This is a genomic window from Vogesella indigofera (assembly GCF_028548395.1).
Classification (GTDB): Bacteria; Pseudomonadota; Gammaproteobacteria; order Burkholderiales; family Chromobacteriaceae; genus Vogesella; species Vogesella indigofera_A.
This window is the reverse complement of record NZ_JAQQLA010000003.1, coordinates 104,831-127,747: the sequence shown is the minus strand read 5'-3', so window position 1 is coordinate 127,747 and position 22,917 is coordinate 104,831. Positions and strand designations below refer to the sequence as shown.

General features: G+C 62.7%; 17 protein-coding genes. 2 read left to right on the top strand and 15 right to left on the bottom strand.

Annotated features, from left to right (window positions below; genetic code table 11):
- The 7 genes from PQU89_RS02585 to PQU89_RS02555 form a co-directional block, all read right to left on the bottom strand.
- Complete coding sequence (locus PQU89_RS02585) at positions 1–1,059, bottom strand: ABC transporter permease subunit (RefSeq protein ID WP_272764481.1); 1,059 nt, start codon at positions 1,057–1,059, stop codon at positions 1–3.
- 25 nt (positions 1,060–1,084) lie between these two features.
- Positions 1,085–2,014 (bottom strand): branched-chain amino acid ABC transporter permease, encoded by a 930-nt coding sequence (locus tag PQU89_RS02580; RefSeq protein WP_272764480.1) that lies wholly within the window; start codon positions 2,012–2,014, stop codon positions 1,085–1,087.
- Positions 2,015–2,524: 510 nt separating this feature from the next.
- Positions 2,525–3,874 carry an N-succinylarginine dihydrolase gene (astB, locus tag PQU89_RS02575; protein WP_272764479.1) on the bottom strand — a complete coding sequence of 450 codons (1,350 nt, stop codon included), beginning with the start codon at positions 3,872–3,874 and terminating at the stop codon, positions 2,525–2,527.
- Complete coding sequence (gene astD, locus PQU89_RS02570) at positions 3,871–5,331, bottom strand: succinylglutamate-semialdehyde dehydrogenase (RefSeq protein ID WP_272764478.1); 1,461 nt, start codon at positions 5,329–5,331, stop codon at positions 3,871–3,873. The genes astB and astD overlap by 4 nt, the downstream gene beginning before the upstream one ends.
- A complete protein-coding gene (astA, locus tag PQU89_RS02565; protein ID WP_272764477.1) occupies positions 5,332–6,366 on the bottom strand; it encodes an arginine N-succinyltransferase in 1,035 nt (344 codons plus the stop codon).
- Complete coding sequence (locus PQU89_RS02560) at positions 6,363–7,403, bottom strand: arginine N-succinyltransferase (protein WP_272757794.1); 1,041 nt, start codon at positions 7,401–7,403, stop codon at positions 6,363–6,365. The genes astA and PQU89_RS02560 overlap by 4 nt, the downstream gene beginning before the upstream one ends.
- A gap of 114 nt (positions 7,404–7,517) precedes the next feature.
- Positions 7,518–8,738: an aspartate aminotransferase family protein gene (locus tag PQU89_RS02555; protein WP_272764476.1), complete on the bottom strand. Its 1,221-nt coding sequence runs from the start codon at positions 8,736–8,738 to the stop codon at positions 7,518–7,520.
- A gap of 334 nt (positions 8,739–9,072) precedes the next feature.
- Between PQU89_RS02555 and PQU89_RS02550 the strand changes: the two genes are divergently transcribed.
- Positions 9,073–10,263 (top strand): NnrS family protein, encoded by a 1,191-nt coding sequence (locus PQU89_RS02550; RefSeq protein ID WP_272764475.1) that lies wholly within the window; start codon positions 9,073–9,075, stop codon positions 10,261–10,263.
- A gap of 75 nt (positions 10,264–10,338) precedes the next feature.
- Here the strand turns inward: PQU89_RS02550 and PQU89_RS02545 are convergent, their stop codons facing one another.
- Together PQU89_RS02545 and PQU89_RS02540 are read right to left on the bottom strand one after the other, a co-directional pair.
- Positions 10,339–11,430 carry a M14 family metallopeptidase gene (locus tag PQU89_RS02545; protein WP_272764474.1) on the bottom strand — a complete coding sequence of 364 codons (1,092 nt, stop codon included), beginning with the start codon at positions 11,428–11,430 and terminating at the stop codon, positions 10,339–10,341.
- Positions 11,431–11,496: 66 nt separating this feature from the next.
- Positions 11,497–12,264, bottom strand: a complete 768-nt coding sequence (locus PQU89_RS02540) for a transporter substrate-binding domain-containing protein (RefSeq protein ID WP_272764473.1) — start codon at positions 12,262–12,264, stop codon at positions 11,497–11,499.
- Positions 12,265–12,389: 125 nt separating this feature from the next.
- Between PQU89_RS02540 and PQU89_RS02535 the strand changes: the two genes are divergently transcribed.
- Positions 12,390–13,781: an aminotransferase-like domain-containing protein gene (locus tag PQU89_RS02535; protein ID WP_272764472.1), complete on the top strand. Its 1,392-nt coding sequence runs from the start codon at positions 12,390–12,392 to the stop codon at positions 13,779–13,781.
- A gap of 86 nt (positions 13,782–13,867) precedes the next feature.
- On the opposite strand, the gene speA is transcribed toward PQU89_RS02535, so the two are convergent.
- The 6 genes from speA to PQU89_RS02505 form a co-directional block, all read right to left on the bottom strand.
- On the bottom strand, positions 13,868–15,748 hold the full coding sequence (gene speA, locus PQU89_RS02530; protein WP_272757800.1) for an arginine decarboxylase: 1,881 nt from the start codon (positions 15,746–15,748) through the stop codon (positions 13,868–13,870).
- A gap of 497 nt (positions 15,749–16,245) precedes the next feature.
- Complete coding sequence (locus tag PQU89_RS02525) at positions 16,246–17,547, bottom strand: NAD(P)/FAD-dependent oxidoreductase (protein ID WP_272764471.1); 1,302 nt, start codon at positions 17,545–17,547, stop codon at positions 16,246–16,248.
- Between the two features lie 145 nt (positions 17,548–17,692).
- Positions 17,693–18,547 carry an ABC transporter permease subunit gene (locus PQU89_RS02520; protein WP_272764470.1) on the bottom strand — a complete coding sequence of 285 codons (855 nt, stop codon included), beginning with the start codon at positions 18,545–18,547 and terminating at the stop codon, positions 17,693–17,695.
- Complete coding sequence (locus tag PQU89_RS02515) at positions 18,540–19,457, bottom strand: ABC transporter permease subunit (protein WP_272764469.1); 918 nt, start codon at positions 19,455–19,457, stop codon at positions 18,540–18,542. The genes PQU89_RS02520 and PQU89_RS02515 overlap by 8 nt, the downstream gene beginning before the upstream one ends.
- 11 nt (positions 19,458–19,468) lie before the next feature.
- On the bottom strand, positions 19,469–20,593 hold the full coding sequence (locus tag PQU89_RS02510; RefSeq protein WP_189372502.1) for an ABC transporter ATP-binding protein: 1,125 nt from the start codon (positions 20,591–20,593) through the stop codon (positions 19,469–19,471).
- Positions 20,594–21,079: 486 nt separating this feature from the next.
- Entirely contained in the window at positions 21,080–22,885 is a 1,806-nt protein-coding gene (locus PQU89_RS02505) for a GGDEF domain-containing protein (RefSeq protein ID WP_272764468.1), read from the bottom strand.
- Positions 22,886–22,917: the final 32 nt, after the last annotated feature.

Genomic DNA, 22,917 nt, shown 5'->3' with positions numbered 1-22,917 from the left:
TTAACCTTTCTTCGCATCTTTGAATTCAGCAGCACGACGCTTGGACGGCCACATCCCTTCCGGACGAACCAGCATCATGATCACCATCGCTGCACCGAACAGCAGCATGCGTGCGTTTTCCGGGTCGACAATCATTTTGCCGAAGGTATGCATCTGCAGCGGACCGATCACGTCACGCAGGATTTCCGGCGCAATGGTCAGCACCACGGCCCCCAGGATCACGCCTGGGATGTGCCCCATGCCACCCAGTACCACCATCGCCAGGATCATGATCGATTCCAGCAGGCCGAACGACTCCGGCGAGATGAAGCCCTGGAAAGTCGAGAACAGGCCACCGGCAACACCACCGGACAGCGCGCCCAGCGCAAAGGCCAGCAGCTTGATGTTGCGGATGTTGAGGCCCATTGCCGCCGCGGCGATCGAGTCTTCACGCATCGCCACCCAGGCACGGCCGATACGGGAGTGCTGCAGGCGGTAAACCATGATCACCACCAGCACGGTCAGGAACAGGAACACGTAGTAGTACATGTGCACCGGGTTCAGGCTGAAACCGAATACCTCGATGGCCTTGCCCAGCGACACGCCACCGATCTGGATCGGATCGATCAGGTTAATACCCTGCGGCCCGTTGGTGATGTTCACCGGCGCGTTCAGGTTATTCATGAAGATCCGGACGATTTCACCGAAGCCCAGCGTCACGATCGCCAGATAGTCACCCTTCAGCTTCAGCACTGGGGTACCCAGCAGCAAGCCGAACATCGCGGCCAGACCGGCACCGATCGGGATCGAGATGTAGAACGGCAGGTGAATGTCGAAGTGTGGCGAGCCCAACAGCGCGAAGGTGTAGGCACCGACGGCGTAGAAGGCGATGAAGCCCAGGTCCAGCAGACCGGCAAAGCCGACCACAATGTTCAGACCCAGCGCCAGCATCACGTACAGCAGCGCGAAGTCGATGGTGCGCACCCAGGAGTTACCCAGGGTATTGCCGACCACGAACGGCAGCACGGCCAGCACGATGGCGGAGGCAATAAAGACCGCCAGTTTTTTGTTGGTATCCATAGTCATGCTCACTTGTCTCTCCCTATTAGGCGCGATCGGCCATTTTCTCGCCCAGCAGGCCAGAAGGACGGAAGATCAGAACGACGATCAGCACAGCGAAGGCAAAGATGTCCTGATAGTGCGAACCCAGGAAACCACCGGTCAGGTCACCAATATAGCCAGCACCCAGACTTTCGATAATGCCCAGCAGGATGCCACCGGCAACTGCACCACCCAGGTTGCCGATACCGCCCAGCACCGCGGCGGTAAACGCCTTCAGACCGATCATGAAGCCCATATAGTAGTGAGCCTGGTCATAGTTGGTGGCAACCATCACACCGGCGATGGCACCCAGCGCCGAACCCATCACAAAGGTCGCGGAGATGATGGTATTGACGTTGACGCCCATCAGGCTGGCAACCGCCGGGTTCTGGCTGGTGGCGCGCATCGCACGGCCCAGCTTGGTCTTCTCGACCACGACCAGCAGACCGACCATCAGCAGCAGGCACAGGCCAACGATACCCAGTTGCAGTTTGGTGATGGTAGCGCCGAAGATCTCGATGGTTTCGTGATCCAGGATGGCCGGGAACGGGATGTAGTTACGACCCCAGATCAGGATGGCAACCTGCTGCAGCACGATGGACAGGCCGATCGCGGTGATCAGCGGTGCCAGCTTGGGTGCGTTACGCAGCGGGCGGTAAGCCACGCGTTCGATGGTGTAGCCCAGCAGCATGCAGGCAGGAATGGCGACCAGCAGGCCGATCAGCACCAGCATCGGACCCGGCAGAGCGACACCGGCATTCATCAGGGAAGTAACAACGGTGATGGTAACCATGGCGCCAAACATCACGACTTCGCCGTGCGCGAAGTTGATGAGGCCCATGATCCCGTACACCATGGTGTAACCAAGTGCGATCAGGGCATAAATGCTGCCCAGCACGAGGCCGTTCAGGATCTGTTGCAGAAAAATGTCCACGGTGGGATCTCCTAAGGATGATTGTCCCGACGATTTATACGGGGTTTACCCTCTTTTACCGTCTTCTGTGCAAAGGTCGGCAGTTGGGTTTCTGTCCGACAAGCCGAGCGGATTATGCTAGCGTATCCAATCGACTGTCAATCTTAAAAACTTGAGAAATTCAGGTTTTTTTACGATTTTTTTAACACAACACAAGTCATTGATTTAATTAAAAAAAACAGCAAAAAAACCTGACCGCAATTCAATGTTGCGTTGCAACCAAAGGCTTTTTTTGATGTTCTTTTTCGCGCGTATTATTTTTAAAAATTTTCCTTTCTTTTCGCAAACGAACCACATTTGTTTCAATTCGAATCATAAATTCGCCACCGATGCACCAAATCCGCGCAAAAGGAAAAAACCGTTTATGGATACAATCGATTTTATTTGCTTTTGCACTCACACAACAAAAAAGCCACCTGCGACATGATCGCAGATGGCCTGTATGCAAATGCATTTTCCGTATGGGTTTAATTACACCATCTGGAAAGGATACACCGAGCCCAGTGCCAGGATGCCGCTCAGTTCGTCCAGTGCGGTACGGCACTCGACAAGCAGTTGCGGGTCGGCCAGATCGTCCGGTGACAGGCGGTCGCGATAATGACGGTCTACCCAAGCATTAAGCGTGCCAAATAATGCATCGCTCATCATTACGTTCGGATTGACCGCCGCAATCTCCGCCGCCGACAGCGCCACGCGCAGGCGCAGACAAGCCGGGCCGCCGCCATTCTGCATGCTCTGCTTCAGGTCGAACACGCGCACCTCGTCGATCGGGCCGCCCGAGCTGCTCATCTTCTGCAGGTAAGTCCACACCCGCTCGATGTTGCGGCACTCTTCCGGCACCACGATGATCATCTTGCCGTCCGGCTTGGACAGCAGCTGGCTGTTGAACAGGTAGCTCTTCACCGCCTCTTCGACGCTGACTTCCGCCAGCGGCACTTCGATGGCAATGAAGTTGCCACCGGCTGCGGCCAGCTTGCGATCCAGCTCGGCCAGCACCTCGGCCTGATGCAGGAACGACTTCTCGTGATGGAACAGCACGTTGCGGTTACCGACCGAGATCACGTCATTGTGGAACACGCCGGCGTCGATGGTATCCGGATCCTGCTGCGCGTAGACCACGCCAGCTTCCTTCAGGCCATGCAGGCGGGCGACCGCCTGGCAAGCTTCCAGCGTCTGCCGTGCCGGGAAGCGTGCCGGCTTCGGATAACGGCTGTCAAAGGCGGCAGCACCGAATACGAAGAACTCGACACCGGCACCGTCGTATTCATGGCAGAAGCGGGTATGGTTGGCCGCACCCTCGTCGCCGAAGTGCATCTGCGCCGGCAGTGCCGGGTGCACCGCAAAGCGGGACTCGTCGGCAAACATCGCCTGCAGGATGCGACGGGTGGTTGGATGCTCGATGGAGCGGTGGAACTTGTTGTTCAGATTGGCCGGCGTGAAGTGCACGCGACCGTCGGCGGTGTCGCCGGACGGGCTGACGGTGGCCGCGTTGGCGGTCCACATGCACGACGCCGAGGTGGCGGCCGCCAGGATGGCCGGCGCTTCCTTCGCGGCGCGGGCGATCACCTGTGCGTCGGTCCCGCCAAAGCCCAGCAGGCGCAGCGAGGCCACGTCCGGGCGCTCGTGCGGCGCCAGCACGCCCTGCTTGAAGCCGAGATCGTGCAGCGCCTTCATCTTGGCCAGGCCCTGCTTGGCGGCCAGACGCGGATTGGAGGCGGCATTCTGGTTGCCGGTGGAAGCGACGTTGCCGTAGGACAGGCCGCTGTAGTTGTGCGTCGGGCCCACCAGGCCGTCGAAGTTCACTTCAAAAGCGTTGCTCACAGTACGATCCCCGGAGAAAGTTGAGACGGAACGGTCAGGCTGTCGCATTCCAGCGACGCTACCGGCCACGCGCAGTAGTCGGCGGCGTAATAGGCACTAGGACGGTGATTGCCGGAGGCGCCGATGCCACCAAATGGTGCAGCACTGGAGGCACCGGTCAGCGGCTTGTTCCAGTTCACCACCCCGGCGCGGCTTTCCAGCAGGTACTGCTCGTACTGGCCGCGATCGTCGGACAGCACACCGCCGGCCAGGCCGAAGCGGGTGTCGTTGGCCAGCTCAATGGCCTGGTCAAAATCGTGGTAGCGGATGATCTGCAGCAACGGACCGAAGAATTCGTCGTCCGGACGCTGCGCGTGGGTCGTGTCGATGATGCCCGGCGACAGGATGGCGCCGACCTCGGACAAGCGCTTCATCTCCAGCAGCACCTTGCCGCCGCTTGCGCTCAACGTTGCCTGTGCTGCCAGCAGCGCGTCGGCGGCCGCATTGGAAATCACCGAACCCATGAACGGCTGCGGCTCGTCGTTGTAGAGACCAACCTTGAGGTTGGCCGCAACCTGTACCAGCCGCGCGATGAAGGCATCGCCGGCGGCGCCTTCCGCCACCAGCAGGCGGCGCGCGCAGGTGCAGCGCTGACCAGCGGAAACGAAGGCGGACTGGATCACGTGATGCACCGCGGCATCGACATCGGCAACATTGCCGACGATCAGCGGATTGTTGCCACCCATTTCCAGCGCCAGGATTTTCTCCGGCTGGCCGCCGAAGGCCTTGTGCAGCAGGTTGCCGGTGCCGGAGCTGCCGGTAAAGAACAGGCCGTCGATACCGTCGTGATTGGCCAGCGCGATGCCGGTTTCCTTGGCGCCCTGGGTCAGGTTGATCACCCCTGCCGGCAGGCCGGCCTCGTGCCACAGGCGCACGGTTTCCTGCGCCGTCCACGGCGTCAGCTCCGACGGCTTGAAGATCACGGTGTTACCGGCGATCAGCGCCGGCACGATGTGGCCGTTTGGCAGGTGGCCGGGGAAGTTGTACGGGCCGAACACCGCCACCACGCCGTGCGGCTTGTGGCGCAATACCGCCTGCGCGTCGCCCATCGGCGCGGCGCGTTCGCCGGTGCGCTCGTTATAGGCTTTGATCGAGATCTCGACCTTGTTCACCATGGTGGTGACTTCGGTCTGCGCTTCCCACATCGGCTTGCCGGTTTCCTTGGCGATGATCTCCGCCAGTGCGGCCTTGTTGCTGTTCAGCAGTTCGCCAAAGCGGCGGATGACGGCCAGACGCTCGTCCAGCGCGGTGCGTGCCCAGCCCTTGAACGCGGCACGCGCGGCGCGCACGGCGGCGTCGACCTGCTGCGCATCGGCGGCCTGGCCTTGCCAGATCAGGATGCCGGTGGCCGGATTGTTCTTGTTCAGCTGTTCGCCGCTACCGGACAACCAGCTGCCGTTGATGAATTGCGTTGCCATTTATGCAGTCTCCTTCGGCGACAGTGCCACCACACGCACCACATCGCCCTGCTTGATATTCAGTGTTGCCGCCTGTTCCGCGCTCAGCTTGACGCTGTCCGCGCCCGGCGCCAGTTCGGCCAGCAGCACGCGGAAGCCGTCAAAGCCGGTGTTGGACACCAGATAGAAGCCGGTGGCCGCGCTTTCCGCGCTGTCGTCAACGTTGGCCGCCAGCAGGCGGCTGTCGCGCACCGCGCGGATGTCGCGGGTGTAGGCCTGCACCGTCGGGCCGGCGTCGAAGATGTCGACGTAGCCTTCGTAGCGGAAGCCTTCGCTGTGCAGCATCGCCACCGCCGGGCGGGTGTTGTCGTGGGTCTGGCCGATCACCGCCTGCGCGTCCTGCGGCAGGAAGTCGATGTAGACCGGGAATTTCGGCATCAGCTCGGCGACGAAAGCCTTCTGGCCGACGCCGGTCAGGTAATCGGCCTGCGCGAATTCCATCGAGAAGAAGTGGCGGCCGAGCGCTTCCCAGAACGGCGAGTTGCCGGCGGCGTCGGACACGCCGCGCATCTCCGCCACCACCACCTTGCCGAACATTTCCGGGAACTGCGCCAGGAACAGGAAGCGGCTCTTGGACAGCAGGCCGCCGTTCTTGTTGACGCGGAAATCCGGGTGCAGGAACAGCGTGCACAGCTCGGAGTAGCCGGTGTGGTCGTTGGACAGGAACAGCGTTTCGTGACGGGTGTAAACATCCAGCTCTTCCGAGGCATGGACGATGGTACCGACACGGTAGTTGTACCACGGCTCTTTCAGGCCGACTGCCGCCTCCAGCGCGCAGATGCCGCCGACACGGCCACTGGCGGTGTCTTCCAGCACGAACACGTAGCCGCGTTCGGCCAGATCGGCCTCGCCGCTGAAGCTTTTCTCGGAGCGGGCGATACGGGCGCTGAGGCGCTCTTCGTTCACCGGCAACGAGGTCAGACCTACGCCGGCGCTGCGCGCCAGCTCCATCAGGCCGTCCAGATCGGACGCCTTGACCGGGCGAATCACCATCATGCTGCAACCCTCCCTTGTTCTGCTTGCAATAGCGGCGCGACACAGGCGATCTGGCCGCTGGCGAGCGACAGCGCGCGCGCGGTATCCGGTGTGATGAACAACACGTCGTCCACCAGGCTGGCGTGTGCCTGCGCCAGGGCGAACTGGTCGCTGCGATGATTGGAAATCACCATCTCTTCAGCGCCTTCCGGCAGCACCGGCGCCACTTCAACCTGCGCCCGCAGCTGCTGGCGCATGCTGAACAGCTGGTCGACCTCGGCGGTCAGCACCGCGCCGCCGTCAAAGATGTCGATGTAGTTGTCGGCCTCGAAGCCTTCGCGGCTGAGGATGTTGAACGGACGCTCGAAATCGGGGTGGATCTGGCCGATGGCGTTTTGCGCCTGATCCGGCAGCAGCGGCACGTAGATCGGGTAGGTCGGCATCAGCTCGGCAATAAAGGTCTTGCTGCGCTGGGCGAAGGCCTGCTCCACCTGCGGGAAGTCCATATTGAAGAAGCGGCGACCGATGGCGTCCCAGAACGGCGACTGCGCGTTGGCGTCGAGAATGCCCTGCATCTCGACCAGGATGCGACGGCCGAAACGCTCGCGTGCGGCCGCCATATAGAGGAGTCGGGCGCGCGACAGCAATTCCAGCGCGCGCAGCGACAGGTTGGGCCGGCAGTAGAAGCCGAGCAGCTGCACCATGCCGGTCAGGTCGTGGCACATGTTCAGCACGTGGATGCGGTTGTTCACCTTCAGCGCGCGCGAGGCGTGCACCATGGTTTCGCTGCGGTAGCTGTAGAACGGCTCTTCAAAGCCGGCGGAGGCGCTGATCGACGCGGTGCCGACCACCTGGCCGTCGTCTTCCAGCACGAACATATAGTATTCACGGCCGGTACCGGCCACCGCCTCGTGCTCGAAGGCGCCGAGCGAGGTCTGGATTTTTTCGTAGAGCTTTTCCCGATTGTTCGGCAAGCTGGTGACGCCAATCCCGCTGTCCACCGCCATTGTTTCAATGACTGGCAGATCGGAAATGCGTACTGGACGCACGATCAACATGGTTATTTCTCCCTCGTGGTGTTCCGGAACCGGGCGCAGCAAGCCCCGCTCCGCTACCGTAGCGGCAGCGGAGTTCCCCAGAATGCGGATTTGATTAGGTTCCGGAAACGGAAATCAGGCGCGGTTGGCAGCAACCAGTTCGGCGATGGCGGCATCGAAACGTGCCAGACCTTCGTCGATGTCTTTGTCTTCGATCACCAGCGACGGCGCAAAACGCACAACCGACAGGCCGGCAACCAGCACCATCAGCTGTTTGGCTTCGGCGGCTTTCAGGAATTCACGGGCGCGGCCGGCAAACTCGTCGGACACCACGGCGCCGATCAGCAGACCCATGCCGCGGATTTCCTTGAACACGTTGTACTTGGCGTTGATCGCGTTCAGGCCATCGACGAAACGCTGGTGCTTGGCACGCACGCCGGCCAGCACTTCCGGACGGCTGACGATCTCGATCACTTTCTTGGCCACCGCCGATGCCAGCGGGTTGCCGCCGTAGGTGGTGCCGTGGGTGCCGACGCCAAGGCTCTTGGCAATCTCGCTGGTGGTCAGGATCGCGCCCACCGGGAAGCCGCCGCCCAGGCCTTTGGCCGAGGACAGGATATCCGGGGTCACGTTGTATTCCTGGTAAGCGTACAGCGAGCCGGTACGGCCGACGCCGGTCTGCACTTCGTCGAACACCAAGAGCGCATTGTGCTGGTTGCACAGTTCGCGTGCCGCATCCAGGTAGGCCTGGGTAGCCGGCAGCACGCCGCCTTCGCCCTGTACCGGCTCGATCACCACCGCGCAGGTCTTGTCAGAAATGGCGGCCTTCAGCGCGTCGATGTCGTTGAACGGCACGTGGGTGATGCCGGCAGGGTTCGGGCCGAAACCTTCGGTGTACTTCGGCTGGCCACCGACGTTGACGGTGAACACCGTACGGCCGTGGAAGGAGTTGGTGCAGGAAATGATCTCGTGCTTGTCGGCGCTGTAGTGGTCAGCGGCGTATTTGCGCGCCAGCTTGAACGCGGCCTCGTTGGCCTCGGCGCCGGAGTTGCACAGGAACACGCGCTCGGCAAAGGTGGTTTCGGTCAGCAGCGAGGCCAGTTCCAGCGCCGGCTCGTTGGTGAACACGTTGGACAGGTGCCAGACCTTGTTGGCTTGCTCGGTCAGCGCGGCAACCAGCTCCGGATGGCAGTGCCCCAGAGAATTAACCGCAATACCGCCAGCAAAATCGATGAATTCACGACCTTGCTGATCCCACACGCGGGAGCCGGCCGCCTTGACCGGGATGAAACCTGCCGGTGCGTAGTTCGGGACCATGACCTGATCAAAGGTATCGCGGGTAACGTTGGTGCTCATTGATAGTTCCTTATTGCAATCTGTACTGGATTTATTGTGTGAACAGTGTCTGTTACCGATTCTAATCCAATCATGGAAACAGGCCATATCCTCTTTGCGACATCGGCTTACACATTTCCCTGAAATGTCCAACAATGTGCAAACACAATAAAATCCTCTAAAATCAGATGGTTAGAAATATTTTTATAGATAGGCGCCGGATTTGTCTGGAATTTCGCCGCTTCCCGCCACCGGTGCCGATCTGCCGGCGCGGCCTGTGCGCTTGATTCGCGTCATTGGCAGGGGCGTCAAGATTACCGACACTTCGGTTTTGCACCAAGCCAGGATATCCCGCATGTCGCCCCTCCCCGTATTACAAAGGTTGGCCGCCACCCCCCATCGCGCGGCATTCTTGCCCGGCCTGCTCGCCGCCCTGCTACTGCTGGCGGTCTGGAGCAGCGAATTGCTGCTGCGCCAGCAAGGCGCCAGCCTGCACCGCGAGCTCAGCCCGCTGCAGGCGCACGCGGCGCTGATGCTGTACGGCCTGTTTCCGTTTTTCATGACCGGCTTCATCCTGACCGCCGCGCCGCGCTGGCTGAACGCCGCCTCGCCGGCACGCTGGCGCTGCGTGCTGATCCCGCTGCTGCTGTTCACCGCCCTGCTCTGCGCACTGGCGGCACTGCCCGGCTCGCACTACTGGCTGGCTGCCGCCGCACTGCTGTGGCTGGCGGCGCTGGCGCTGCTGGCGCAGACCATGCAGCAACTGCTTCGCCAGAGCAGCGTCAGCGACCGCCTGCACGCGCAGGCGGTACTGGCCGCGCTGCTGGCCGGCTGCGGTGGCCTGCTGGCGATGCTGTACTGGCTGCTGGCCGACGTGGCGGCGGCGTGGTGGTGGATGCGCAACCTGGCGCTGTGGGGTTTCCTGTTGCCGGTCTTCCTCGCCGTCAGCCACCGCATGCTGCCGTTCTTCACCCAGAGCGTGATTGCGCCCTACCAGGTGTGGCGGCCGCGCTGGCTGCTGCTGGCACTACTGGGCGGCAGCTGGCTGTACGGCGTGCTTGCCATTGCCCAGTTGCCGCTGTGGCCGGCAAGCCTGCTGTTGTGCGGCCTCAGCGCCACCTGCCTCTATCGCTGGCAGTCGTGGCGCAGTCGCAGCGTGCCCCTGCTGGCCATGTTGCACCTCGCCTTTGCCTGGCTGCCGCTGGCCTTCCTGCTGCTGACGCTGGCCGATTTCGGTCTGGTGTCGTCGCTGGCCGGACTACACGCGGTGACGGTCGGCTTCTTCATCACCATGCTGGTCGGCTTCGCCTCGCGAGTGATGCTGGGCCATGCCGGTCATCCGCTGCAGGCCAGCCGCGGCCTGTGGTGGCTGTACCTGCTGCTGCACGGCGTGGCGCTACTGCGCGTCAGCGCCGACCTGCTGCCGGCGTTCGCCCTGCGCGGCTATGTGCTGGCGGCGCTGAGCCTGCTCGTGGGCCTGCTCGGCTGGGCCTGGTTCGGCCTGCCGCTGCTGGCGAAAAAGCGGGCCGACGGCAAGCCGGGCTAGACCGGTAGCACCTTCGCACCATAAAAAAGGTTGGCCGCAATACTGCGGCCAACCTTTCCTGTCACCAACTGCGCCTTACGCCGACAGCAAGTTACCATTGCGCCAGACACCGGCGCCGGCAAGAAACACCAGTTCCGCCCCCGTCGTCGCCAGCCGGTTGGCGACACGGGCATAGAAATAGCCGCCACGTTGGCTGAGCAAAGGCGTCTGGCTACCATCCAGCGGATTGAGCAGATAACCAATACGCGAGCCGGCAACCAAGACCTGCCCCGGTGTCGCCTGGTACACCACCACGCCACCATGCGGCGCCACGATGGTCTCGACCCCGGCCAATGGCGTTGCGGCTTGCGGCGCCTGCGGTGGCGCCACTTTCTCGCCCTCCAGCACGCCGACCCAGCGCAGCCATGCCAGCAGGCCGCCTTCGTCACGCGCCGCCAGCCTGTCCTCGACATCCGCCACCCCGCGCAGCTCGACCGTCAGCGCCAGCGGAATCGCCAGCGTCACGCCCAGCCGCTGCTCCAGCCGGCGCCAGTTCTGCACCACCGCATCATCGAACGACATGCCACCGGCCTCGTCGCACAGCAAGGTGGCCCCGGCCTGCAGAAAACCGGCCAGCTCACCCGCCGCCGCCTGATGCCGGTTATTGCCATAAAGGTGCAGCACGGCTTCGCTGTCGCAATGCACATCCAGCACCATATCTGCCTGCAAGGCCATATCGAACAGGGTGTGACGCAAGGCATCGATTGTGCTGACCGCCGGCTGCGCAACCAATGCCTGCCGCAGCGCCTGGCGCACCTTGGCACTATCCGCTGTCGCATCCAGCCGTGCCGCGGCGGCGTCACTCAGGTCCGGGTAATGGCGATTGAAGTTTTCGGCACTGACTCCGTCAAAACGGCCGGAGTGCTGTCCCTGCAGGTGCTGGGTCATGCCTTGCGGATTGGCCATCGGCACCACCGTCAGCCGGCCGCGAATGCGGCCTTCTCCCTCCAGTAACTCCAGCCGGCGGCACAGGCGATGCAGCAGTACGACTCCTGGCAATTCATCTGCATGCAGTCCCGCCTGCAGGTAGACATGCGGGCCGCTCCCCTCTTTGCCAAAGTGGTAGCTGTTCAGTACATGCTGCGTGCCAGGCATGACGCCCGGCAGGGTATGGTTCTGGATATGCATGATCGTTGCCAAAAAAACACCCGGCAGCGGCCGGGTCAAAGTGAGAGTGGAAGCTCGCCGCCGGACTCAGTCGTACTGGTTGTAGTCGAAATACTGGTCGTTGATCTTCTTGTAGCTGCCGTTTGCCAGAATGGTCTTCAGCGCGGCGTTGATCCTGCCCAGCAGGGCTTTGTCTGCCTTGCGCACGGCAATACCGGAGCCGGTGCCGAAATATTTCACATCGTTCATTTTCGGACCGAACATCTCGACCAGCTTGCCTTTCGGGCTTTTCTTCAATTCATAGGCACCACCCACATCGATCATCAAGGCATCGATGCGGCCGCTAACCACATCGAGGAACGCATTCTCGACCGTGCTGTAAGTGCTGAGCCTGACACCTGCCGGCTGATATTTCGCCCGGGCATAGTTCGCCTGAATGGTGCCCTGCTGGATGCCGATGGTCTTGCCCTTCATGCCTGCTGGCGTGCCATCCAGCTTCTGGCCGGTCTTGCCGATCAGGGTGCTGTAGCCACCCTGATATTTGTCGCTGAACGCCACGGCTTTCTTGCGCTCCTCGGTAATCGCCATCGAGGCCACGGCCACATCGAATTTCTTCGCGATCAGCCCGGGGATCATGCCTTCAAAATCATTCGCCTTGATCTCGCACTTCATCTTCATTTCACTGCACAGTGCCTTGGCAATATCGACATCAAAGCCGGTCAGGCTGCCGTCGGCCCGGGTCATGCTGTACGGCGGAAAAGTCCCTTCCGTCACGATGCGCAGCGGCTCTTCGGCCAATACGCTCTGGCTGCTGGCAGCAAGCAGTGCCAGTACTGCTATTGATCGCTTGTTCATGTCGTGTCCCTGTTCTCCGAGTGAGTGCCGCTACTGTATGGCGGACACAAACCCGCTACCATGTACGACCGTCCTGTTGTCGACCAAGGCTGTACAGGCCGGATCACCAATACAGTGGAGACCTCATGTCCTTGCAACTGGATGCCTTCAGCGGCTCGCTCATCGAACGCATCGCTGCAGCAGTACAGGATGCCGTGCACCGCCGGCAATGGCGCGCCGGCGAACAGGTGCCGTCCATTCGCCAGTTTGCCGCCAGCCACGGCGTCAGCACCTTCACCGTGGTGGAAGCCTACGACCGGCTGGTTGCCGACGGCGTATTGATTGCACGGCGCGGCGACGGCTTTTACGTACGGCCGCGAGCCGGAAGTGGCCAGGTTGCCGCTCCGCGCCAACCGCAAAAAACCGCCGATGCCTACTGGCTGATCGACAACCACTTCAACCCCGCCGATAGCGATCGCCAGCCGGGCAGCGGCTGGTTACCCGCAGACTGGTACGACCAGAACGGGCTGGCCCGCAGTCTGCGCGCCCTCGGCCGCGACCCGCAGCCGCCGGCCCACTATGGCGACCCGATGGGGCTGTTGCGCCTGCGACAAACCCTGGCCGCCAACCTTGGCGCCCAGGGCCTGCCGGCGACACCCGACAATATCCTGCTGACGCAGGGCGCCAGCCAGGCGCTGCAACTGGTTATCAAGATGCTGGTAAATAGTGGCGACGTGGTACTGGTAGACGATCCCGGTTACTGCAACCTGATCACCCTGCTGAAGATGGCCGGCGCCCGCGTCATCGGCGTACCGTGGACCGCGCACGGCCCCGACTCCGCGCAACTGGCGCAGCTGATGCAGGCACACCAGCCGCGCGCCTTTTTCACCAACCCACGCCTGCACAACCCGACCGGTGCCAGCTACGATCACGCCACCGCCCATCGCGTGCTGCAACTGGCCGAGCAGCACGCCTGCTGGGTGGTGGAGGACGATGTGTCCGCCGCGCTGGCCGAGCCGGGCAGCACACCGCTGCAGGCACTGGCCGGCACCCAGCGCGTCATCCATATCGGCAGCGTCTCGAAAACACTGGCACCGTCCTTGCGAGTCGGCTATGTGGTGGCCAACGACGAGGTGATCGACGCCCTCGTCAACCACAAGATGCTGACCGGACTGACTTCGTCACTGATCAACGAGCAGCTGGCACAGTCCATGCTGACCGATGGCAGCTGCCGCCGGCGCTTGCAGAAACTGCGCGATCGCCTGCTGGCGGCCAACCTTGCCGCCAGAAGCGGCTTCGAGGCACTGGGCTGGCCGGTATTTGCCGAACCGGCTCCCAGCCTGTTTGCCTGGGTACAGCTCCCGCCGGCACTGGATGCGGTCCGCTGCACCGAAGCGGCATTGCAGCAAGACATCCTGCTGGCACCGGGCGTGCTGTTCCGGGTACAGCCGGAGGCCACGCCGTGGCTGCGCTGCAATGTCGCCCATCTGGTACCGGAGGTGTTTGCCTTCTTCGCGAGCTGCGATGGCACACAATAAAAAAGGTTGGCCGCAAGCGTGAGGCTTGCGGCCAACCTTTTGTACGGGCGGAGTGCCGCGTCAAGCGACGCGGCTCATGCCCGCGCTCAGACGTTCAGATACGACGACTGCTTCAGACCGCGGCAGAATTCGGCGAAGTAGCTGGAGCGCTCTTCCGCACTCAGGCCGGCGGTACGCGCCTTGGCTTCGTAGCAGTTGAGGATTTCCTCCGGCGACAGGTGCACGTAGCGCAGCATGTCCTCGATGGTGTCGTGCTCCTCCACCCCCTCGTACGACAGGCGGCCACCTTCGCGCACGTAGACGTTGACCGAGTCGGTATCGCCGAACAGGTTGTGCATGTCGCCCAGGATTTCCTGGTAGGCGCCGACCAGGAACACCGCGATCAGGTACTCCTCGCCCGGCTTCACCTCGTGCACCGGCATGCTGGACTCGATGCTCTGCTCGTCGACGTACTGCTTGACCTTGCCGTCGGAATCGCAGGTCAGGTCCTGCAGCACCGCACGTCGTGTCGGCTGTTCGTTGAGGCGGTGGATAGGCATGATCGGCAGCACCTGGTCGATGGCCCAGGTATCCGGCAGGCTCTGGAACACCGAGAAGTTGCAGAAGTACTTGTCGGCCAGACGGTCGGTCAGGTCGTCGAACACCTGGCGCTGCGAACGCTGGCTGGCGGTCAGCTGCGACAGCAGGCGGCGGCACAGCGCGGCGTGCAGCTGTTCGGCGACGGCCTTTTCCTTCAGCGTCAGACGGCCTTCGGCGTACATGTCCGACACTTCCGACGCCAGGTGGCTGGCGCGGTAGTAGGTCTCGGTCACCATTTCGGCGTCGGTGAGGCTCATCAGTTCGAACAGCTTAGCCACCGGCTTGGCCAGCAGGCTGACGTCGTCGATCTGCGGCATGGTGTCCGGCAAGCGCTCGACGTCGGTGACGTTCATCATCAGCACCGCGTGGTGCGCGGTCATCGCGCGGCCGGATTCGGACAGGATGCGCGGATGCGGGATGTCGTTCTCGGCGCAGAATTCGTGCAGCATCGACACGATCACCTGCGCGTACTCGTCCATGTCGTAGTTGATGGAGCTGGCATTGCGCGAGTGGGTGCCGTCGTAGTCGACGCCCAGACCACCGCCGACATCGACGTGATCGACCGGCAGGCCCAGCGCGCGCAGCTCGGAGAAGTAGCGGATCGCCTCGCGGAAGCCGGCACGGTAGTCGGCGATGTTGGCGATCTGCGAGCCCATGTGGAAGTGCATCAGGCGCACGGTGTCACCGTGGCCGGCGGCCACCAGCTTGTCCACCGCCGAAATCAGCTGGCCGGCGGACAGGCCAAACTTGCCCTTGTCACCACCGGTGTCTGCCCACTTGCTGGACGCCAGCGACGACAGCCGCACGCGCAGGCCGATATTGGCCTTCACGCCCAGCTTCAGGCTTTCCTCGATCAGCAGATCGACCTCGGACTCCTTCTCGATCACCAGGAACACCTGGTGGCCCAGACGCTGGCCGATCAGTGCCAGACGGATGTAGTCGCGGTCCTTGTAGCCGTTGCAGATGATGGTGCAGCCCTTGGGCGCCAGCGCCAGTACCGCCATCAGTTCCGGCTTGGAGCCGGCTTCGAGGCCGATGGACACATCAGGGGTGGCGATGATGCTTTTGACCACCGCCTCCTGCTGGTTGACCTTGATCGGGTAGATCGCGGTGTACTGGTTGTCGTAGCCGATGCCGGCGATGGCGTTGTCAAACGCGCGGCACAGGCGGGTGACGCGGTCTTGCAGGATGTCCGGGAAACGCACCAGCAGCGGCATGTCCAGACCCTTGTCCGACAGCGTGTGAGCCAGTTCGTACAGATTGATTTCGCGCTGATGGTTGGCGTTAGGACGCACCTTGACGCAACCGCTCTCGCCGACGTTGAAATAGCCAGCCCCCCAATGCCGGATGCCGTAGAGGCTCCGGCTATCTGCCACAGTCCAAGCCATGAAAGGATTTCCTGCTAAAAATTTGGAAAAACTGCTCCTTAGTGCGCGGCTTTCGGGCTAAGAAAGCTTCATGTGGGCCTGGGATGTCGGAGCGCGCAATAAACGGCTGATCGCCGCAAAATGAGCGCGGATTTTAGCAATATCACGCGCTGTGACAAGCACAATTTTGGGCCGTCCATTTTAATCAACACGACACCGGCCACCCCTGCTGCCGACAGCCCAGTGTAGCGGCGTCATGTGAATGTTTTTTAACCGTTCCGCGACCATCCGGCGGCAACGTTCGGCGCGTGACGCGTCCATGATATTCAACACCGCGGCCACAAGCTGATGCCGCACTGCAACATGACGAACAATGCCAGCACCGGCGCACCGTTGCGGGGCACGTCACGCCGGGACAAGACGCCGTTGCCTCAATATAGTCGGGGCGCCCCGCGAATACCGGCGGATGACGGCTGGCCAGTGCGGGGTACGCCCCGGTCAGCGCGCTGGCGACCGGCTCAGAAGTGATCCTGCAGCCGGTACCAGGCCATGCCCAGCACCAGCGCCGGGGTGCGCAGCAGCTCGCCACCGGGGAAGCGGCGATGGCGCAGCCGCTCGAACAGCTTCAGGCGCTGGTCGTCGCCGGTGATCGCCTCGGCCAGCACCTTGCCGGCCAGCCCGGTGATGGCCACGCCGTGGCCGGAGAAGCCCTGCGCGTAGTAAACGTTGGCCGCAATGCGGCCGAAGTCCGGCGCCCGGTTCATGGTGATGTCGCAGAAGCCGCCCCAGGCATAGTCGATCTGCACGTCAGCCAGCTGCGGGAACACGCGCAGCATGTCGGCGCGCATGCTGCCGGCCAGATCGCGCGGCTCGCGTCCGGAGTAGCTGACCTTGCCGCCGAATAGCAGGCGCTGGTCGGCGGACAGGCGGTAGTAGTCGAGGACGAAGTTGGTGTCGCACACCGCCATATTGTTGGCGATCAGGCCGCGCGCGCGCGCCTCGCCCAGCGGCTGGGTGGCAATGACATAGGTACCGACCGGCATGATGCGGCGGTTGAGCTCCGGCACCAACTGACCGACGAAGGCATTGCAGGCCAGCACCAGCTGCTGGCAGTGCACCTCGCCCTGCGCGGTCCGCACCAGCGGCCGGCCGCCAGTGCCGATACCGGTATCGATGCTGGTGACCGGCGAGTTTTCGTGCAACGTCACCCCGGCGTTGCGCGCGGCGGTGGCCAGCCCCAGCAGGTAGTTCAGCGGATGGATATGCCCGGCCAGCGGATCGAACAGGCCACCCTGGTAGCGCTCGGAGGCGAGATTGGCGGCCAACGTCTCCTTGTCCCACAGCGTGTAGTGGCGATAGCCGTAGAAGCTTTCCGCCTCGTGCTGCCAGGCCAGCAGGTCGTCGAGGTGCGCCGGTTTCACCGCCGCGGTGCAGTAGCCGCGCGTCCAGTCGCAGGCAATGCCGTGTCGCTGCACCCGCTGCTCGATGATGTCGATCGCCTCCAGCGACATCTGCCAGAACGCCTTGGCCAGCTCGTCGCCCAGCTGCTGGCGGATGGTGTCCATTTCGCAGGCGTAGCCGGCGATCACTTGGCCGCCGTTGCGGCCGGAGGCGCCAAAGCCGATCTGCGAGCCTTCCAGCAGCACCACGCGCAGGCCACGTTCGGCCAGATTCAGTGCGGTGGACACCCCGGTCAGGCCGCCGCCAATCACGCACACGTCGCAGTCCACCCGCCCTTGCAGGGCGGCCCCGGGCTCCCACGGCACGGCAGTGGCGGCGTAATAGGATGGGGCATGCGGCTGGTGGGCGTAATTGAGCATAAAGTCCTCGTTTGTGGTCAGGAAAACGGCAGGGCAAACGGCAAGATCCATCCCTTTTTGGCAAAAAATCACCCGTGACAGACAAGAAAAACGGCGGAGTCGGGCAACTCCGCCGTCCGGGGGCGCCGGGCGGCGCCCATCAGCGTCAGCCGGCGCTGCTTTCGCGCATCGCCGCCGCCAGCGCACGTTCGCGCTTGCGTTGCGAATTCAGCATCAGGTAGTTGGCAACGATCACCAGCACGCCGACCACCAGCACGGTAATCGACGCCAGCGCGTTGATTTCCGGATTGAGGCCGAGACGCACCTTGGAGAAGATCACCTGCGGCAGCGTGGTGGAGCCGGGCCCGGACAGGAAGGCGGTCATCACCAGGTCGTCCAGCGACAGTGTCACCGACAGCAGGAAGCCGGAGGCAATCGCCTGCGCCACCAGCGGCAGCGTGATCACGAAGAAGATCTTCAGCGGGCGCGCGCCCAGATCCATCGCCGCGTCTTCCAGCGACTGGTCGATTTCCAGCAGCCGCGAACGCACCACCACCGACACGTAGGCCATGCACAGCGTGGTATGGCCGACCCAGATGGTGAAGAAGCCGCGCTCGGCCGGCACGCCGATCAGCTGCTGCATCGAGATGAACAGCAGCAGCATCGACAGGCCGGTAATCACCTCCGGCATCACCATCGGCGCCGTCATCATGCCGGCGAACAGCGAGCTGCCCGGGAAGCGCTTGAAGCGCGCCAGCACGAAGCCGGCGATGGTGCCCAGCGTCACCGCCGCGGTGGCGCTGGCCAGCGCGATCTGCACCGACAATTCCACCGCCGAGATGATCTGCTCATTCTGGAACAGCGACGCGTACCACTTGGTGGAGAAGCCGCCCCACACCGTCACCAACTTGGAGTCGTTGAACGAGTACACGATCAGGCTGACGATGGGGATGTACAGGAACAGCAGCCCCAGCAGCAGCATGCCCTTGAGGAAGGGAGACAGTTTTTGCTGATTAGTCATTGCCTTTTCCTTCCAGCTGGCGGGTTTCGAAGCGGTGCAGGAACGCGATCGGCACGATCAGCAACAGCACCATCACCGTCGCCACCGCGGCGGCCATCGGCCAGTTGTTGTTGTCGAAGAACTCGTTCCACAGCACCTTGCCGATCATCAGCGTATCCGGGCCACCGACCAGCTCCGGAATCACGAACTCACCGACCGCCGGGATGAACACCATCATCGAACCGGCGATGATGCCGTTCTTGGACAGCGGCAACGTGATGGTGAGGAAGGCCTTGATCGGGCCGGCACCAAGATCGCTGGCCGCTTCCAGCAGGCGGCCGTCCATTTTCACCAGGTGCGAGAACAGCGGCAGGATCATGAATGGCAGGTAGGCGTACACCATCACCAGATACAGCGAGAAGTCGTTGTGGAACAGCATCAACGGCTCGTTGATGAGGCCGATCGCCAGCAGAAAGCTGTTGATGAGGCCGTTTTCGTTGAGCAGGCCCATCCAGGCGTAGACGCGCAGCAGGAACGAGGTCCAGAACGGCAGCATCACCAGCATCAGCAGCACGTTGCGCCGCGCCGGATCGGTACGCGCAATGGCGTAGGCGATCGGGTAGCCCAGCAGCAAGCACATCAGTGTGGTGAACAGCGCGGTTTGCAACGAGGACAAATAGGTTTTGGCGTAGAAGTCATCGCTGAGGATGAAGTCGAAGTTGCCGAGATTGAGCGTAAGGTGCAGCAGCCCGCCCTCCTCCAGGTTCATCAGACTGGTGAACGGGGGAATGGCAAGATCCTGCTCGGCGAAGCTGATCTTCAGCACGATGAAGAACGGCACCAGGAAAAACAGCAGCAGCCAGAAGTACGGGATCGAGATCACCGTGCCGCGACCGGGCTTGAGGCGCTTGAAGAGGCGCTGGATATTCATGTCACAGCTCCTTAACGGGTGAGCACAACCGGCATGTCGGCACGCCAGCTGACGTAGACCTGATCACCCCAGGTCGGCGGCTCCAGGTTGGCCTCGTGCCAGCGGTTGACCGGCACCATCGCCTTGAGGACCTTGCCGCTGCCGAGCTTGACGTGATAGACGGAATAGCTGCCGAAGTAGGCGATCTCCGCTACCGAGCCCTTGGCGGCGTTGGGGCCGGCGGCCACCGGATCACGGTCGACGCGCACGTCTTCCGGCCGGATGCTGGCCCACACCTGCATGCCTTTCGGGCCGGTGATGCCGTGGTCGATCCAGATGCGGCCACCCAGCTCGGCGGCCTCGATCTCGACACGGTCCGGCTCGTCGACCACCACCGGGCCGGTGAACAGGTTGGTGTCGCCGATGAATTCGGCGGTGAAGCGGCAGTTGGGGTAGTCGTAGATTTCCGCCGGGGTGCCCACCTGCAGCAGCTGGCCCTCGCTCATGATGCCGATACGGGTGGCCATGGTCATCGCCTCTTCCTGGTCATGGGTCACCATGATGCAGGTCACGCCCACACTCTCCAAGGTGTTGACCAGCTCCAGCTGCGTCTGCTGGCGCAGCTTCTTGTCCAGCGCGCCCAGCGGCTCGTCCAGCAGTAGTAGCTTCGGGCGCTTGGCCAGGCTGCGCGCCAGCGCGACACGCTGCTGCTGGCCACCGGACAGCTGGTACGGCTTGCGGTTGGCGTACTTGCGCATCTGCACCAGATCCAGCATCTCCGCCACGCGGGCGTCGATCTCGCCCTTGGGCATCTTGTCCTGCTTCAGGCCGAAGGCGATGTTGTCCGCCACCGACATGTGCGGGAACAGCGCGTAGCTCTGGAACATCATGTTGATCGGGCGGTCGTACGGCGCCAGCTTGGTGATATCCTGGCCATCGAGAATGATCTGGCCGGAAGTGGGCCGCTCCATGCCCGCCAGCATGCGCAGCAGGGTGGACTTGCCGCAGCCGGAGCTGCCGAGCAGGGCAAAGATTTCCTTGCGCTGGATATCCAGTGTCACGCCGTCGACGGCGGTGGTGTCCCCGAATTTCTTGACGATATTGGCAATCGACAAATAAGGCTTTTCGCTAGCAGACTGCTTTGCAGCATCAACCATGATTGTTTCCCCTGAAGGACGTGGTTCGTCCCTGTGATATTTTCGTACGTCTTCGTCATCATGACGCGGTGGACGTAGCGCCGTTCAACATAAAGCGACACCCTAACTTGCGGCCAACCTTGCAGGCAATATCCGCAGCCACTGGCATTTACCGGCAAGCACCGCCAAAACGGGAGTTTTGCGCCCGCTGCGGCGCCGTTTACGGCATGGCAGGCGCCGCCAGGTATGCGGCAAGTACCCTACCCGCCGTCGCACGGCGCGCCGCAGACGACCATCGCCCGCCACGCTGTACGCACAAATACCGCCACCCGTCGAAAAAAGAGTAGCGCACGTTTAATAAAATTGACAAGGAGAAACGGGAAACCAGCAAGAAAAGCAGTGAAATAAAAAACGGACGTGAATCATGGACTTAGCTATCACGTTCATGCTGCCCTGCAGCATGAACGTCGATGCCGACAGCAATAATGGCAAAAACTGTTTAATTACTCAAACGGCCAGCGCCGTTGGCCGCACCAAAACGGGGAATTCGCGCGCTTCGACAAACAGGCTGCTACCCTCCTGTTTTTTCGCCATTTTTTTGGCCTGCGTCGCCGCCGCTGCCACTTCGTAGTGCGACCGGAAGCGCCCCGGCAACACCGGCAGCACCCCGATGGACACGCTGGTCAGCGGGAAGAACTGCATCTGGCCGCCGCGATCAGCGATGTGATAGCCACCGGCATGGCGCGCTGCGGCACAAAAGAACGCCTGCACCCGCTGATCGAACAACTGAATGATGGCCTGCAGCTGGCGCCGCCAGTTGCAACTCTGCAACAACAGCACGAAGTCATCGCCGCCGATGTGACCGGCAAAATCCAGCGTCATGTCCAGCTGCGACAGCAGAATCCGCCCCAGTTCGCGGATCAGGTCGTCGCCGGCGCCGTAGCCGTAGTGGTCATTGAACGGCTTGAAGTGATCGAGATCGACATAGGCCACCACGAACGGGCGCTCGCCCTCCAGCAGCCGCTGCACCTCCTCGCCGATCGGCACATTGCCCGGCAGCCCGGTCAGCGGGTTGGCATACCGCGCCGCCGACAGCTGCATCTCGCTGATCAGGCGCATCAGGTCGTAACCGGTGCCCATGCCGAGATAGGCACCGTCCTCGACGATGATGAACCCGTCAACCAGGTAGCGCTGCTCCGCCTCCACCACCCGCCCGGACAGCGACTGGATGTCCATCTCCGCCGACACCAGCAGCGGCCTGGCATCGGCCAGCGCCATGCACGGCTTTTTGGCAAACAGCTCGCGGTTGAACGGCTTGGCGAAGGTTTCCAGCACATGGTGCCGGGTCAGCAAGCCCACCGGACGCCGCTCGTGCAACACCGGAATGGCAAACCGCTGCAGCGAGGCGGCAAACATCTGGTAGGCCTGCTCGCAGCTGTGCGCGGTCGTTAGGTATGGCACCTCCTGCAGCAGGTCGTGCGCCACCGGCCGGCGTCGGTCGCCGGCGTGCTGCGGCGCGCGCGGCAACGGGTAGTGGCGCGCGCGCGCCGGCTCGGCCTGCGGCCGTGCGATCAGGTAGCCCTGCCCCATCGCCACCCCCAGCTCGCGCAGCACGCGCAACTCTTCCGCCTGCTCCACGCCTTCCGCCACCAGCAGCGCACCGGAGGCGCGCGCCATGTCCACCAGCGAGCGCACGAACTGCGCCTTCAGCGGATCGGCGTGGATGTTCTGCACGAAATACTTGTCCAGCTTGACCACATCCGGACGCAGCTCCGACCACAGCCGCAGATTGGAAAAGCCCTCGCCCAGATCGTCCAGCGCCAGCCGCAGGCCGGTGCGGCGCAACTCGTCCACCACCTGGCGCAGCACCGGGTAGCCGGCATTGGGGCGGGTTTCGGTCAGTTCCAGCACCACCTGTTGCGGCGACAGCCCGTTCAGCTGCAGCAGGCCGAGTAGCGTCTCGACCGAGACATCGGCGCTGAGCAGGGTATCGGGAATGACATTGATGAACAGGATGCCCGGCAGCTGGCGCAGCGCGAACTGGCGCAGGATCGCGGCGATGCAGACCTGGTCCAGCACCCCGGACAGGCCGGCACGCGCCGCCTGCTCGAACAGCATCACCGGCGAATGCAGAATGGAATTGGACGGCCCGCGCACCAACGCCTCGTAGCCGTACAGCTCGCCGTCTGCCAGCTGCACGATGGGCTGGAACACCACCTGCACCTGCCCCTGACGAATGATCTGTTCCAGCAGCGCCTGATGCGCCAAGCCCGGCGCGACGCTGATCGTGACGGTTTCCAGCATGGTTTCCATTGCACAAGTCCGTTTCCAAGAGCGGCAAGGCT

Coding starts and splice junctions, on each gene's coding strand:
- PQU89_RS02585 (WP_272764481.1), bottom strand. CDS start 1,059: ATGGATACCAACAAAAAACTGGCGGTCTTTATTGCCTCCGCCATCGTG.
- astD (WP_272764478.1), bottom strand. CDS start 5,331: ATGGCAACGCAATTCATCAACGGCAGCTGGTTGTCCGGTAGCGGCGAA.
- astA (WP_272764477.1), bottom strand. CDS start 6,366: ATGATGGTGATTCGCCCGGTCAAGGCGTCCGATCTGGACGGCCTGATG.
- PQU89_RS02560 (WP_272757794.1), bottom strand. CDS start 7,403: ATGTTGATCGTGCGTCCAGTACGCATTTCCGATCTGCCAGTCATTGAA.
- PQU89_RS02555 (WP_272764476.1), bottom strand. CDS start 8,738: ATGAGCACCAACGTTACCCGCGATACCTTTGATCAGGTCATGGTCCCG.
- PQU89_RS02550 (WP_272764475.1), top strand. CDS start 9,073: ATGTCGCCCCTCCCCGTATTACAAAGGTTGGCCGCCACCCCCCATCGC.
- PQU89_RS02545 (WP_272764474.1), bottom strand. CDS start 11,430: ATGCATATCCAGAACCATACCCTGCCGGGCGTCATGCCTGGCACGCAG.
- PQU89_RS02540 (WP_272764473.1), bottom strand. CDS start 12,264: ATGAACAAGCGATCAATAGCAGTACTGGCACTGCTTGCTGCCAGCAGC.
- PQU89_RS02535 (WP_272764472.1), top strand. CDS start 12,390: ATGTCCTTGCAACTGGATGCCTTCAGCGGCTCGCTCATCGAACGCATC.
- speA (WP_272757800.1), bottom strand. CDS start 15,748: ATGGCTTGGACTGTGGCAGATAGCCGGAGCCTCTACGGCATCCGGCAT.
- PQU89_RS02525 (WP_272764471.1), bottom strand. CDS start 17,547: ATGCTCAATTACGCCCACCAGCCGCATGCCCCATCCTATTACGCCGCC.
- PQU89_RS02520 (WP_272764470.1), bottom strand. CDS start 18,547: ATGACTAATCAGCAAAAACTGTCTCCCTTCCTCAAGGGCATGCTGCTG.
- PQU89_RS02515 (WP_272764469.1), bottom strand. CDS start 19,457: ATGAATATCCAGCGCCTCTTCAAGCGCCTCAAGCCCGGTCGCGGCACG.
- PQU89_RS02510 (WP_189372502.1), bottom strand. CDS start 20,593: ATGGTTGATGCTGCAAAGCAGTCTGCTAGCGAAAAGCCTTATTTGTCG.
- PQU89_RS02505 (WP_272764468.1), bottom strand. CDS start 22,885: ATGGAAACCATGCTGGAAACCGTCACGATCAGCGTCGCGCCGGGCTTG.